We start from the raw sequence: 13,483 nt of genomic DNA, 5'->3' as shown, positions 1-13,483 counted from the left end.
TCGAACGGACGCGTCTTGTAGCCGTTGGGCGTCTTGATGACATTGCCGTGCATCGGGTCGCACGACCAGACGACGGGGTGGCCCGATTCCTTCACCGCGCACACCAGTTTCGGCAGATGCGCCTCGATCTTGTCGTGGCCGTAACGCGTGATCAGCGTCATGCGGCCCGCGACATGGTTCGGGTTCAGCGTGTCGAGCAGGCGCAGCAGCACGTCGGGCTCGAGGCTCGGGCCGCACTTCATGCCGACCGGATTGCCGATACCGCGCAGATACTCGATGTGCGCCGACCCCTCGAAGCGGGTGCGGTCGCCGACCCACAGGAAGTGGCCCGAGGTGTCGTACCAGCCGCCGGTCAGGCTGTCCTGCCGTGTCAGCGCCTGCTCATAGGGAAGCAGCAGCGCCTCGTGGCTGGTGTAGAAGCTGGTGCCCTTGATCTGCGGGACCGTTTCGGGCGTCACGCCGCACGCTTCCATGAAGGCGAGCGCCTCGGAAATGCGCGCGGCGGTTTCCTGATATTTCTTGGCCCACGGGCTGCGGTCCATGAAGTCGTGCGTCCAGGCGTTTACCTGGTGCAGATTGGCATAGCCGCCGTTTGCGAAGGCGCGGAGCAGGTTCAGCGTCGCCGCCGACTGGTTGTACGCCTTGACCATGCGCTGCGGGTCGGGCTCGCGGCCCGTTTCCTCGAACGCGATATCGTTGATGATGTCGCCGCGATAGCTCGGCAGCTCGACGCCGTTCACATCCTCCATGTCGGCCGAACGCGGCTTGGCGAACTGGCCCGCCATGCGGCCGAGCTTCACCACGGGCATTTTCGACGCGAAGGTCAGCACGACCGCCATCTGGAGCAGCACGCGGAAGGTGTCGCGGATGTTGTTCGGATGGAATTCGGCAAAGCTTTCGGCGCAGTCGCCGCCCTGCAGCAGGAACGCCTTGCCCTCGGCCACGCGGGCGAGCTCGCTCGTCAGGTCGCGCGCCTCGCCTGCAAAAACCAGCGGCGGATAGCCCGCGAGTTCGCTTTCGGCGGCCGCGAGCGCATCGGCATCGCGATAGGTGGGAAGCTGGCGGGCCTCGTGCGAGCGCCAGCTGTGCGGTTGCCAGTTTTTCGTCATCTGCCTGTCTTTTCGCGTTCGAATCGAGCGCCACATGGCGCTTCCGCCGCGAGGAAGCAATGTTTCCCGCGCGGCTGAACCGGAAAATTAGCATTATCGTGACATTTGCGCACCTATGCTTTTCTTACGGGGCCAAAACTGATAGTTTGTTACAAGCTTTGGAAGGCGGAGGGGCGTGAAGACCAAGGCTTTTGGCTATCGGTAACGTCATACACCCGGTGACCCGGCAGCGGGTCGGGATCGAAACTATTGGCTATGGCGAATTTCGAGTCCGCATGGTTCGTATATGGTGTGTTGCTGCTGTTGCTTGCAACGAGCTTCGTCGTGCGCATCGAATATGCGCGCATCGGGCTTGCGGCGGCGGCGCTGGTGGCGCTGCCCCTGACGCTGTTCCGGGGACCGGACGTCGGGTACGGTCTGCTCGTGCTGGCGATCCTCGTGGTCAATATCGGCATATTGTCGCGGCTGTGGCTGCGCGAGACGAAGATCCGCTTTTCGGCCGAGGAAGAAGAGCTGCGCCGCCAGCATTTTGACGGTCTCGGTGCCGCGGCGGCGCGCGATCTGATCGACCAGGGACACTGGATTTCGGCGAAACGCGGTGAGACATTGATCCGCGAGAGCCAGGCGGCACCCAGCCTTTTCTACCTTGCCGAAGGCCAGGCGGTGATTATGCGTGAAGGTGCCGAGATCGGAAAGCTTTCGGGCGGCGCGCTGATCGGCGAGGCAACCGTGCTCGACGGCGCGCATGCGACGGGAACGGTGTTGCTCGGCAGCAATGCCCGGCTGTGGTTCGTGCCCGCCGCCGCGCTGCGCGCCTATCTGGCCGCCAATCCGGGGATCGCCGGCGCCCTCCACCAGGGCTTTGCGCGCGCCTTGCGCGGCAAGCTCGCGAGCGCGAACACGCGTATCGCCGATCGGTGACCGGTTTTTCCTGGCGGTCGCGTTTGGTCAGCCTCGAATCTGCAACCGGCGCCTGCTAGGCTGCGCGCCATGACGATGATTCTCTATGGTATTCCGAACTGCGACACGGTGAAGAAGGCGCGGCGCTGGCTCGACGAGCATGGCGTCGCCTATCGCTTTCACGACTTCCGCAAGGACGGGCTCGAGCCGGCGCGGCTGCAAGGCTGGATCGATGCGCTCGGGTGGGAAAAGCTGCTCAACAAGGCGGGCACGACCTTTCGCAAGCTGCCCGACGCGCAGAAGGAAGGGCTCGATGCCACCACGGCAAAGGCGCTGATGCTCGATCAGCCCGCAATGATCCGTCGCCCCGTCGTCGAGGCGGCGGGGGCGGTCAGCGTCGGTTTCTCCGCCGACGAATGGAAGGCGCGTTTTGCGGCATGATCCGGTCGGTCGTGGCTCTGCTGGCCGTGCTGCTCTCCTCCGGCTGCTCGGCTGACGCCGTGACCGCGCAACCGACCCTCGATGGCCAGCCGCCGATCGTGATCGCCCACCGCGGCGCGTCGGGCGAGCGTCCGGAACATACCTTGGCAAGCTACAGGCTCGCGATCGACCTGGGCGCCGACTATATCGAACCCGACCTGGTACTGACGAAAGACGGCGTGCTCGTCGCGCGGCACGAAAACGAGATTTCGGAAACCACCGACGTCGCTGGGCATCCCGAATTCGCGGGCCGCAAGGCGACGAAGACGATCGACGGGCAAAAGGTCGAGGGCTGGTTCACCGAAGATTTTACGCTGGCCGAACTCAAGACGCTGCGCGCGCGCGAACGGCTGCCGAAACTGCGTAGCACCGAATATGACGGCCGGTTCGAGATTCCGACCTTCGAGGAAATCCTGACCCTGCTCGCCGAGGTGAACAAGGGCCGCGAGACACCGGTCGGTGTCTATCCCGAAACCAAGCATCCAGGCTATTTCGTCTCGATCGGCCTGCCGCATGAGGCTCCCCTGCTCGCGATGCTGGATCGCTTCGGCTATCGCGGCCGGACCGCGCCGGTCTTCATCCAGAGCTTCGAGGTCGGCAATTTGATGGATTTGCGCGCGAAGAGTGATTTGCCGCTGATCCAGTTGATGGACGCCGAGGGCGGGCCCGCCGACCGGCCCGGTACCAGCTATGCCGCCATGACGTCGCCCGCCGGACTGAAGATGGTTGCCGCCTATGCCGACGGTATCGGCCCCAACAAGGCGATGGTGATCCCGCGCGCCGCGCTCGGGCGTCTTGGCAAGCCGACCGGCCTCGTGCGCGATGCGCATGACGCGGGCCTCAGGGTGCATCCCTGGACGTTCCGCCGCGAAAATTATTTCCTGCCGCTCGGCGAGAAAGGCGGTATCAATCCCGCGGGCCATGGCGACCTCGCGGCGGAGATCGACGCCTATCTGGCGACCGGCATCGACGGCCTGTTCAGCGACAATCCGCGCGAGGCGGTGGTCGCGGTGAAGGGGAACGGAAAATGAGCGAAAAGCCCTTGGGCCAGAGCGGCCTCTCGATCCGGCCCTTCGTGCTCGGCGGCAATGTCTTCGGGATGACCGCCGATCGCGATGCGAGTTTCGCCGTGCTCGATCGTTTCGTCGAGCGGGGCGGCGGTATGATCGACACCGCCGACGTCTATTCGGCGTGGGTTCCGGGGCACAAGGGCGGCGAGTCCGAAACCATGATGGGCGCGTGGCTGAAGCAAAGCGGTGCGCGCGACCGGGTGCTGATCGCGACCAAGGTCGGCATGATGCCTGGCGGGCTGAAACCCGATCGCATCCGCGAGGCGGTGCAGGGCTCGCTCGACCGGCTCGGCACCGGCGTCATCGATCTCTATTTCGCGCACAAGGACGATCCCGACGTGCCGCTGGACGAAGTGCTCGGCGCCTTTGCCGAACTGGTCGATGCCGGCATCGTGCGCGCGATCGGCGCCTCCAACTATTCGGCCGACCGGCTGGCCGAAGCGCTGCGCATTTCGGACGGTAAGGGGCTTCCGCGCTTCACCGCGATGCAACCCGAGCTCAACCTGCTCGACCGCGACCAATATGAGGGCCCGCTACAGCAATTATGCATCGACGAGGGACTCGGCGTCGTCACCTATTTCAGCCTCGCCTCGGGCTATCTGTCGGGCAAATACCGAAGCGCCGACGACCTCGGCAAAAGTCCCCGCGGCGCGCGGGTCAAACCCTATCTCGAAGGCAAGGGGCCTGCCGTGCTCGCCGCGATGGAGCGGGTCGCGGCGGAGACCGGCGCGACGCTGTCGCAGATCGCGCTGGCATGGGTCGCCGAGCAACCGGGCGTCACCGCGCCGATCGCGAGCGCGACGACGGTCGGGCAGCTCGACGAACTGATGGGCAGTCTCGACTTGAGGCTCGGCGACGACCAGCTTGCAGCGCTAAGCGCGGCCTGAAGTCCGGGCCGACGCCACCGGGGGGAGGCGCCGGCCCGGGCCCGCGCGGCCGCGCTGTCTCAATCGCCGGTTTCATCCCACTGGAACACCGTCTCGAGCGGCTTGCCGAACACGTGCGCGATGCGGAAGGCGACCTCGAGCGAAGGCGAATATTTTCCCTGTTCGATCGCGGCGATCGTCTGGCGCGTCACGCCGACACGGTCGCCGAGATCGCCCTGCGTCATCTCGCCCGCAAGAAAGCGCAGCGTGCGGATGTCGTTGGTGAAGGGGGGCCTAGCCATGCCAGCCCCTCCGATAGCTCATGAGTACGACGGCGCTGTTCACCAGTTCGGCGGCGACGATCGCGAACAGGCCAGCGTTCGCCAGCGGCGCCCCGCTCTCGACGAAGGGCATGTAGACGCCGACGACCATCATCCCCACCAGCAGGACATAATAGGCGGTGGTCGCGCCGCGCCGCCGGATCGCGCGGTCGCGCTCGTCGGCGCGCGCGCGCTCCGATTTCGGCGCCTGCGCGGACAGGATGACGGTGCCGGCGATGACGATCACGGCGTGCGCCACGGCGATCGATCCGAACAGCCACAGCATCGGAAACACCTCGCGCCCCGCCGCATGGCCGGCGAGCAGGAGCCCGAAATAGAGGCTGTAGGCGGCGAGCATCGCGACGACGTTCAGCCAAGCGGTCTTTTCTCGGAAGTTCATCGACAAGTCTCCGGTGTCGGCGCCGGCAAGCTGCCGGGCGGATTCGAGGGTCGCTGGCGACATGGTTCAATACCCCCGGCGATAGAAATAGAGCTGGGTGCCGATCCGCACGAGCTCGGCCACGACAAGTGTCGCGATCATCAGGTTGAGCTGCTCGGCCTGGCCGATGTCCCGGAAGATCAGGAAGATGTTGAGCCATATGCCGACGACGAGCGGATAATAGCCGAAATGCGTACCCCGCATATGGAAGCTGCGGTCGCGTTCATCCTCGCGCGCATCGGCGTCGCGCGGGCTGCGGATCGCCAGAAAGCCGGTCGCGACGGTCATTGCGGCGATGATCGCGATGGTCACCGGTACCAGCAGGCCGGCGGTCGCCATCACGCCCGCCGGGCTCCCGACGATCTGCCACGGATAAACGAGGAAATACCAGCCAAAGGCCAGAATCATCGTCGCCAGCGTGGCCCAGTGAATTTTCTCCCGAAACGACATCCGCAAGGCTCCATGTAATGTGATTCGAACCTTATGTCTAGTATATTTAACATAGAGTCAATCAGGAATAACATGGGTGGCCTTTGATGCTTTCGCGTCTCGCCGTTAGCCGCTAAGCCCCCGCGCCATGTCCACGCTCCCCAAAACGCTCACCCTCGACACATCGACCAGCCGCGCCAATCCGACGCCGCAGCCGATGAAGCGCCTGACCGTACCGCGCATCCGTCAGCGCAAGGGCGGCGAGCCGCTTGTGATGCTGACAGCCTACACCGTCCGCATGGCGCAGCTCCTCGACCCGCATTGCGACATGCTGCTCGTCGGCGATTCGCTGGCGCAGGTGATCTACGGCCTGCCGCACACCGTCGGGGTGACGATGGACATGATGGCGCTGCACGGTGCCGCCGTGGTGCGCGGCAGCTATCATGCCGCGGTGATCGTCGACATGCCCTTCGGCAGCTATGAGGGAAGCCCGCAGCAGGCGTTCGACAACGCCGCGCGGTTGCTCAAGGAAACCGGCGCCGCGGCGGTGAAGGTCGAGGGCGGCAAGGTGCTAGCCCCGACGATCGAATTCCTGACCCAGCGCGGCATTCCGGTGATGGGCCATGTCGGGCTGACCCCGCAGGCGGTCAATATCCTCGGCGGCTATGGCGTACGGGGCAAGAGTGAGGAAGAGGCGCGCTCGATCGTCGAGGATGCGGTCGCGGTCGCGCAGGCCGGTGCCTTCTCGATCGTCATCGAGGGTGTGCTCGAATCGATCGCGATCGAGATCACGAACAAGGTCGATTGTCCGACGATCGGCATCGGCGCTTCGGCGCAGTGCGACGGCCAGGTGCTCGTCACCGACGACATGCTCGGCATGTTCGAGCGCGTTCCCAAATTCGTGAAGCGTTATCAGGACATGGCAAGTGTCGTGAGTGGCGCGGTCAAGGATTATGCCGACGAAGTCAGGTCCCGTTCATTCCCGACCGGGGATCAGACCTACGCCGGCTGACGGCGCGGCGTTCATGCAAAGTGAAACGCTTGGCGTTTTTCGGCACCGTCGCTAAGAAGCGGCGGGCCCTGGCGCCGATATCGAGTTTATGGAGGTTTGATTGGCCCTGAGCCCGACGAATGATGCCGCACTGTTGCAGGAAGTCGACGAGGCCGTCCGCAAGGACCGGCTCGACACGATCATGCAGCACTACGGCCGTTGGATCATCGGCGGCGTTCTTGCCGCCCTGCTGGCGTTCGGCGGCTACCTCTTCTGGGGCCATCGGCAGGATGCCGCGCGTGGCGAGCAGGCCGAAGAGCTGATCGCGGCATTCGAAAAGCTCGGTACCAACCAGCCTCGTGCGGCAACGACCGAATTGCAGAAGCTCGCGGCCAGCGGCGACCCCGCCTATCGCGCCGTCGCGCAGATGCAGGAAGCGAACATCAAGGCGCAGGCCGGCGACCTGAAAGCTGCTGCCGCGCTGATGGCAAAAGTCGCCGCCGACACCAAGCTCGATCAGGCGCTGCGCGACCTCGCGCTGATTCGCCAGACGGCGTTCGAATATGACACGCTGAAGCCCGAAGTCGTCATCGCCCGGATGAAGCCGATGGTCGACGCGAAGGATCCGGCATCGAGCTGGTTCGCGAGTGCCGCCGAACTGTCGGCAACCGCGCATTATCAGCTCGGCCAGTTCGATCAGGCGGGCGCGCTCTATGGCCGAATCGCCAAATTGCCCGACGTCACCAAATCGCTGCAGTCGCGATCGGTGCAGATGGCGGGCATGCTGGGAGTCGACGCCGTCGCGGATCGCGCGGCGGAAAGTGCCGCGAAGGACAAGGGCAGTGCCGCGCCGAAGGCGGCGGCAGCCGCAAAGACCGAGGAAGCCAAGTAATATGCGGAAAGCGCGTTTCGGAATTTATGCGGCGCTGCTCGCGCTGCCGCTCACCGCTTGCGGCGTGCTGAAGGGCGACGGCGGGCCGAAGACCCCGACGGTCGGCGATCGCGTGTCGATCCTGTCGAACGACAACAGCATCAAGGTCGATGAGGCGACTGCTGCGATCGCGGTCGTGCTGCCCGAACCCGCGGTCAATGTCGCTTGGGCGCAGTCGGGCGGCAATGCCTCGAAATCGATGGGCCACCCCGCACTCGGCGCGGCGCGCACGAAGCTGTGGGAAGCGAGCATCGCCGGCAGCACCAACAAGCAGCGGATCGCGGCATCGCCGGTGATCGCCGACAATCGCCTGTTCGTCGTCGATACCGACGCCGTGGTCACCGCCTTTGCCGCCGATACCGGCGCAAAGCTCTGGAGCGCGTCGATCGGCAGCACGGGCAAGGATTTCAAGGATTCGCTGTTCGGTGGCGGCGCCGGGGTCGACGGCAATGTCGTCTATGCGACCAGCGGCGTCGGCGACGTCGCGGCGCTGAACGTCGCAGACGGGTCGGTCATCTGGAAGGTGAAACCCGCGGGCCCGCTGCGCGGCGCGCCGACGATCGCTTTCGGCGGCGTCTATGTGATCAGCCAGGACAACCAGATTTTTGCGCTCAACGCCGCCAATGGCCAGGTGCAGTGGCAGGCGACCGCCTCGATGGAGGCGGGTAGCGTGTTCGGCGCCGCGTCGCCTGCGGCGGGGCAGGGAACGATCGTCGCCGGCTTCTCGTCGGGCGAGGTGCAGGCCTATCGCTACGAGAACGGCCGCGACCTGTGGGAAGACGCGCTTGCGCGCACGTCGATGGCGCTCTCGGTATCGACGCTGACCGACGTCGATGCCGACCCGGTCGTTGATCGCGGCCGCGTCTTCGCGCTCGGACAGGGCGGCCGCATGGCGAGCTATGAACTCGTCACCGGCCAGCGCAGTTGGGAAATCTCGATCGCCGGCATTTCGACGCCCTATGTTGTCGGCGAGTGGGTCTATGCGATGACCGACGACGGCAAGCTGCTGTGCGTCGCGCGCGGCAACGGCAAGGTTCGCTGGCTCCAGCAGCTCGCCCGCTTCCGCGTCGAAACCGAAAAGAAGAAGAAGGATCCGATCCGCTGGACCGGTCCGATCCTCGCCGGTGGGCGCCTGATCGCGGTCAACAGCGAGGGCACCTTGTCCGAATATTCGCCGACCGACGGATCGCTGCTCGCATCGACCGAGTTCAAATCGCCGCTGTCGCAGACCCCTGTGGTCGCGAACAATATTTTGTACGTCCTCGCGGACGACGGGACGATCACGGCCTGGCGCTGATTGGCGTCCGGGCCGGGGCGGCCCGGTAGGATACAGGGAATAACTTCATGTCGCGATTCGCGACGATCGCCATTGTCGGCCGGCCCAATGTCGGCAAATCGACGCTGTTCAACCGGCTCGTCGGCAAGCGGCTCGCGCTCGTCGACGACCAGCCGGGCGTGACGCGCGACCGCCGCGAGGGCGACGGCAAGCTGCTCGGCCTCGAATTTCGCATCGTCGACACCGCGGGGTTCGAGGATCATGACGCCGCGACGCTGCCCGGCCGGATGCGCGTGCAGACCGAAAAGGCGGTGCGCGAGGCCGACGCCGCGCTGTTCATGATCGACGGTCGCGCCGGGGTGACCCCGCTCGACGAGGAAATCGCGCGCTGGCTGCGCAGCGAGGACACGCCGATCATCCTGCTCGTCAACAAGGCCGAGGGCAAGCAGGGCGAAAACGGCCTGATGGAGAGCTATTCGCTCGGCTTCGACAATCCGATCGCACTCAGCGCCGAGCACGGCGAGGGCGTCGTCGACCTGTTCGACGCTTTGCGCCCGATCGTCGAGGCCTATGACGCGGCGGAAGCCGAAGCGCTGTCGCCCCCGGTCGGGGACGAGGAAGACGAGGACGCGCCGCTCGGCCCGATGAAACTCGCGATTGTCGGCCGCCCGAACGCCGGCAAGTCGACGCTGATCAACCGCATGATCGGCGAGGATCGCCTGATCACCGGACCCGAGGCGGGGATCACGCGCGATTCGATCCGCGTCGACTGGCAGTGGGAAAAGGACGGCGAGGTCCACGAAATCCAGTTGTTCGACACCGCCGGCATGCGCAAGCGTGCCAAGGTGGTCGACAAGCTCGAGAAACTGTCGGTTGCCGATGCGCTCCACGCGGTCGATTTCGCCGAGGTCGTCGTGCTGCTTCTCGATGCCACGAAAGGCCTTGAGGCGCAGGATCTGCGTATCGCCGACAAGGTGCTGCAGGAAGGGCGCGCGCTGATCGTCGCGCTCAACAAATGGGACATCGCCGAGGATCCCTCGGCGCTGTTCAACGGCGTGCGCACCGCGCTCGACGACGGGCTGAGCCAGGTCAAGGGGGTGCCCGTACTCAGCATTTCGGGCGCAACGGGCAAGGGGATCGACACGCTCGTCCGCGTCGCGTTCGAGCAGCGCGAGATCTGGACGAACCGCGTCTCGACCGCGCGGCTCAACCGCTGGTTCGAAGGCGCGGTGACCGCGAACCCGCCGCCGGCGCCGGGCGGCAAGCGCATCAAGCTGCGCTATATCACCCAGGCACGCACGCGGCCGCCGACCTTCGTGGTCTTCGGGTCGCGCACCGACGCGCTGCCCGGCAGCTATGAACGCTATCTGGTCAACGGTATGCGCAAGGAACTGGGGTTCCAGGGCGTTCCGGTGCGCCTCAACTTCCGCAATTCGCGCAACCCCTATGACGAGTGAAGCGCCGACGCTCGTCGTCGATGCGCGGGGCATGCGTTGCCCTTGGCCGGCGCTCCGGCTGGCCAAGGCGATGCGCGAGACGTCCGACGTGCTTTTGATCGCGGATGACCCGCAGGCGGAACGCGAGGTCGCGGCGCTGGCCGGCGAGCATGGCTGGTCGGTCGAGGGCGCCGCGGCCGCCTGCGGCGATACGGGCTGGCGCGTCCGGCGTTGATCCATAATGGGGCGTCTTGGGTCGTCCGGACCTCGGCACCGTAACGTCTTTTTTACCGAAGCTGGGGCATGGATCGGCAGGGACCACGGCCGAATTTGAATACCAAGGGACGGAACATTGGACGAAATCCTGGTCGATTGGGATGAATTTCGCGCGACGCGCACCCAATTGGGCGCCGCATTCGTGCGGATTCTCGGCTATTTTCGCGAGGACGGCATCAAATCGGTTGCCGCGATCGAAGAGGCGATGCGTGCGCGCGACGCGCGCGGTCTCGTGATGCCCGCGCACACGCTGAAGAGCGAAGCCCGCCAGTTCGGCGGCGAAAAGCTCGGGGCGCTTGCCGAGGATATCGAGGTCTTCGCGCGCCACTGCGTCGAAAGCCAGACCAGTCCCGACGAATATCTGCCGCGCGTCGTCACCTTGCGCCCGCTGTTCGAGGAAACGCTCGCCGCGCTCGAGCGCGAAGCGAATCCGCTCGTCCAGCGCCGACCGTCGGGCTTCGACCGCGCCATCGGTTACTGAGCAGCGCCGCCTTTTCGCACCGGCTGGACCTGCCAGCGCGACAGGCTGCGCCACAGCCATTCGAGCGGTCCATAGTGGAAGCGTGAGAGCCATGGCTGCGACCAGAGCAGCATCGCGGCCCACATGCCGAAGCAGAAGAGATAGAGCGGCAGCCGGCCGACGCTTCCGAACAGTCCCAGCCCATAGCCGTAGAAGATCGTCGTCATCACGATCGACGTGACGAGATAGTTGGTGAAGGCCATGCGCCCCGCGGCGGCGAGGCGCGCGCGGACCGCCTCGCTCGCCCGGGTCCGGATCAGCAGCATGATCAGCGCCGCCCAGCCGATGGTCATCAGCGTGTCGAACGGTATCGACAGCGAAATCGTCGATCCGAAGATGGAGACCGCGTCATAGCCGGCCCGCATCTGATAGATCGCGATCCCTGCGAGCGGCGGCGCCGCGACCAGAAAACAGATGATCGCCCATTTGCGATAGCGCGCGACGTTCCATTCGCCGGTCAGCATGCGCGACTTGAAGAGCGCCATGCCGATCAGCATCAATCCGATCGTTTCCCACGCGAACATGACGAGGAAGAAAAACGGGTCGCCCGCCATATCGCCCGTCCGGTGCGCGACGATGCTCGAATAGCTGCCAAGATAAAGCGCCATTTCCTTCGCATAAACCGGCGTTGAAGGGCCCATGTCGGCATTCATCTGGGCAAGCGCCTCGCGCATCGCCGACGCGGCCTCGGGCGGCAGGGCACCGGCCTGCGCCATCGCTAGCGACGCCCACAGGCTGCCCGGCAATCCGATTCCGATCAGGAAAAACGGGAGCGAGCAGAGCAGCAGCGCCCTCGCCGAAAGATTGCGGAACAGGAAGAGCAGCAGCCCGCACATCGCATAGAGAAAGAGAATATCGCCGAACCAGACGAGGTAGAAATGGGCGAGGCCGAAGATCGCGAGCCAGAACATGCGCGAATAATGCGCGCCCGCGGCGCTGCGTCCGGCCGATGCGGCACTGTCGATAACGAGCAGCGTGCTCGCACCGAACAGCATCGAAAACAGGCCGCGCATCTTCGAATCGATGAAGACGAAGTTGAAGAACCAGGTCGCGACATCGGTACTGCCCGGCGGCCCGCCCGCGGCGGGGTTCGAATAGGCGGGAAAGGGCAGCGCGAAGGCGACGATGTTCATCGCCAATATGCCCATCACCGCAACGCCGCGAATGGCGTCGAGGCTTTCGTACCGTGATGCCGCTGCTCGTTCGTCCATGCCCCGTTCCCTTCATCCGACGGGTATCGTTCGCCGCGAAGAGCGTCGAGCGGTTTCTGGTGTGCCCGGCGGGGTGCCATTGCACTATTGACATCTATGTCAGTAATGCTATTTCGGCATCGTCACATGATTCGAACGGGAACGACCATGACCCCCACCATCTTCTCCCACCCCGACCGCATCCCCGCGAAGTTTCGCCCGCTCAAGGCGTTCCGGCACTTCCGCAAGCTCATCAAGGACAAGGAAGATACCGAGCAGGTCTTCCACATCTTCGAGAACCTGCCGCGCAAGGGCTTCATGGACGATGCGCGTGCCTTCGTCGAAAGCGATTTCGGCAAGCAGTTGATGGAACGCGAACCTTATCTTCCCGACCTGCTCGACGATCATGGCTGGATCGATGCACTGCCCGAGGGAAGCGTCGGCCACGCTTATGTCACCTTCATGCGCCGCGAAGGCCTGTCGGCGGCGGGCCTCGTCGCCGAGAGCGACAAGATGGGCCGCCCGCAATATGACGACCAGGTGCAATGGTATTCGAACCGCCTGCGCGACACGCACGACCTGTTCCACATCCTGACCGGCTATGGCCGCGACGCGCTCGGGGAACAGTGCGTGCTCGGCTTCACCTATGGCCAGACCGGCAATTATGGCAATTTCTTCATCGCCTATGCCGGCGGCTATGAAGTGAAGCGCAGCATCAAGAGCGACGCGCCGGTAATGGGCGCGATCCGTCAGGGTCAGCGCCACGGCAAGGCGTCGAAGGCGATCATCGAGCAGGATATCCGCTCGCTCCTCGCCGAACCGCTCGAAGCTGCGCGCGCGCGCCTCGGTATCGGCAAGCCGACGCTCTATGAGGAAGCGCACCGCGCATACCGCAACCGCGGGATCGACCCGTACAACTTCCTCGCGGCAAAGGCCGCGATGGCTTGAATGCGCGCCGGCGAAAGCCGGGGCCGGCTAGCCTAGCTTCGCGATCAGCGCCTGCGCGGCCGCGGGGTTGCGGACCTTTGCGCCCGATATGAAGAAGAGATAGACGTCGCGGTCGCCCTTGGTCCAATCCTTGGCCTGCTTCGCCCAGCGGTCGAGCGCCTTGGCATCATAGCCGGTTTCGACGTCTTCCTGGCTGCGCTGGAGCCGCGCGTAGGTGAAGTCGGCGGTTTGCTCGTCGATGCACGGAAATTCGTCGCTGTCGGCATAGACGACCGCCATGTTGCGCTCGCGGAGCATGTCGA

General features: G+C 65.0%; 17 protein-coding genes. 11 read left to right on the top strand and 6 right to left on the bottom strand.

Annotated elements, in window-relative coordinates; all coding sequences use genetic code 11:
- A partial coding sequence (locus tag JHC57_RS16820) for a 3-deoxy-7-phosphoheptulonate synthase class II (protein ID WP_294031411.1) occupies positions 1-1,109 on the bottom strand: 1,109 nt, incomplete at its 3' end.
- A gap of 255 nt (positions 1,110-1,364) precedes the next feature.
- Here JHC57_RS16820 and JHC57_RS16815 point away from each other — a divergent pair.
- From JHC57_RS16815 to JHC57_RS16800, 4 genes are all read left to right on the top strand, one after another.
- Positions 1,365-2,030: a cyclic nucleotide-binding domain-containing protein gene (locus tag JHC57_RS16815; protein ID WP_294031410.1), complete on the top strand. Its 666-nt coding sequence runs from the start codon at positions 1,365-1,367 to the stop codon at positions 2,028-2,030.
- Between the two features lie 69 nt (positions 2,031-2,099).
- A complete protein-coding gene (locus tag JHC57_RS16810; protein WP_294031408.1) occupies positions 2,100-2,450 on the top strand; it encodes an ArsC family reductase in 351 nt (116 codons plus the stop codon).
- Positions 2,447-3,520, top strand: coding sequence for a glycerophosphodiester phosphodiesterase (locus JHC57_RS16805; protein WP_294031406.1), 1,074 nt, complete (start codon positions 2,447-2,449; stop codon positions 3,518-3,520). Before JHC57_RS16810 ends, JHC57_RS16805 begins: the two co-directional genes overlap by 4 nt.
- Positions 3,517-4,446 (top strand): aldo/keto reductase, encoded by a 930-nt coding sequence (locus JHC57_RS16800; RefSeq protein WP_294031405.1) that lies wholly within the window; start codon positions 3,517-3,519, stop codon positions 4,444-4,446. Before JHC57_RS16805 ends, JHC57_RS16800 begins: the two co-directional genes overlap by 4 nt.
- Before the next feature lie 59 nt (positions 4,447-4,505).
- Here the strand turns inward: JHC57_RS16800 and JHC57_RS16795 are convergent, their stop codons facing one another.
- The 3 genes from JHC57_RS16795 to JHC57_RS16785 all read right to left on the bottom strand — a co-directional run bounded on the left by JHC57_RS16795 (position 4,506) and on the right by JHC57_RS16785 (position 5,634).
- On the bottom strand, positions 4,506-4,727 hold the full coding sequence (locus JHC57_RS16795) for a helix-turn-helix transcriptional regulator (RefSeq protein ID WP_294031404.1): 222 nt from the start codon (positions 4,725-4,727) through the stop codon (positions 4,506-4,508).
- On the bottom strand, positions 4,720-5,145 hold the full coding sequence (locus tag JHC57_RS16790) for a hypothetical protein (RefSeq protein ID WP_294031402.1): 426 nt from the start codon (positions 5,143-5,145) through the stop codon (positions 4,720-4,722). The genes JHC57_RS16795 and JHC57_RS16790 overlap by 8 nt, the downstream gene beginning before the upstream one ends.
- A 66-nt stretch (positions 5,146-5,211) precedes the next feature.
- Positions 5,212-5,634: a hypothetical protein gene (locus JHC57_RS16785; RefSeq protein ID WP_294031401.1), complete on the bottom strand. Its 423-nt coding sequence runs from the start codon at positions 5,632-5,634 to the stop codon at positions 5,212-5,214.
- A 127-nt stretch (positions 5,635-5,761) separates the two neighbouring features.
- On the opposite strand from JHC57_RS16785, the gene panB reads away from it, so the two are divergent.
- The 6 genes from panB (at position 5,762) to JHC57_RS16755 (ending at position 11,004) form a co-directional block, all read left to right on the top strand.
- Positions 5,762-6,625, top strand: a complete 864-nt coding sequence (gene panB / locus JHC57_RS16780; RefSeq protein ID WP_294031400.1) for a 3-methyl-2-oxobutanoate hydroxymethyltransferase — start codon at positions 5,762-5,764, stop codon at positions 6,623-6,625.
- A 100-nt stretch (positions 6,626-6,725) separates the two neighbouring features.
- A complete protein-coding gene (locus JHC57_RS16775; protein WP_294031398.1) occupies positions 6,726-7,496 on the top strand; it encodes a tetratricopeptide repeat protein in 771 nt (256 codons plus the stop codon).
- A 1-nt stretch (position 7,497) separates the two neighbouring features.
- On the top strand, positions 7,498-8,832 hold the full coding sequence (locus tag JHC57_RS16770; RefSeq protein WP_294031396.1) for a PQQ-binding-like beta-propeller repeat protein: 1,335 nt from the start codon (positions 7,498-7,500) through the stop codon (positions 8,830-8,832).
- A 47-nt stretch (positions 8,833-8,879) separates the two neighbouring features.
- Positions 8,880-10,268: a ribosome biogenesis GTPase Der gene (gene der / locus JHC57_RS16765; protein WP_294031394.1), complete on the top strand. Its 1,389-nt coding sequence runs from the start codon at positions 8,880-8,882 to the stop codon at positions 10,266-10,268.
- Positions 10,258-10,482 (top strand): sulfurtransferase TusA family protein, encoded by a 225-nt coding sequence (locus tag JHC57_RS16760; RefSeq protein ID WP_294031392.1) that lies wholly within the window; start codon positions 10,258-10,260, stop codon positions 10,480-10,482. The genes der and JHC57_RS16760 overlap by 11 nt, the downstream gene beginning before the upstream one ends.
- Positions 10,483-10,599: 117 nt before the next feature.
- On the top strand, positions 10,600-11,004 hold the full coding sequence (locus JHC57_RS16755; RefSeq protein WP_294031390.1) for an Hpt domain-containing protein: 405 nt from the start codon (positions 10,600-10,602) through the stop codon (positions 11,002-11,004).
- Here the strand turns inward: JHC57_RS16755 and JHC57_RS16750 are convergent.
- On the bottom strand, positions 10,998-12,254 hold the full coding sequence (locus JHC57_RS16750; protein WP_294031389.1) for a DUF418 domain-containing protein: 1,257 nt from the start codon (positions 12,252-12,254) through the stop codon (positions 10,998-11,000). The genes JHC57_RS16755 and JHC57_RS16750 overlap by 7 nt on opposite strands.
- Positions 12,255-12,401: 147 nt before the next feature.
- Here JHC57_RS16750 and JHC57_RS16745 point away from each other — a divergent pair, with 147 nt between their 5' ends.
- On the top strand, positions 12,402-13,181 hold the full coding sequence (locus JHC57_RS16745; RefSeq protein WP_294031388.1) for a Coq4 family protein: 780 nt from the start codon (positions 12,402-12,404) through the stop codon (positions 13,179-13,181).
- A gap of 27 nt (positions 13,182-13,208) precedes the next feature.
- Here the strand turns inward: JHC57_RS16745 and JHC57_RS16740 are convergent.
- On the bottom strand, positions 13,209-13,483 hold a 275-nt coding region (locus JHC57_RS16740; RefSeq protein ID WP_294031387.1), incomplete at its 5' end, for a DUF72 domain-containing protein.

Source organism: Sphingopyxis sp., assembly GCF_016463645.1.
Taxonomy (GTDB): Bacteria; Pseudomonadota; Alphaproteobacteria; order Sphingomonadales; family Sphingomonadaceae; genus Sphingopyxis.
This window is presented reverse-complemented; position numbering and strand designations above follow the sequence as displayed.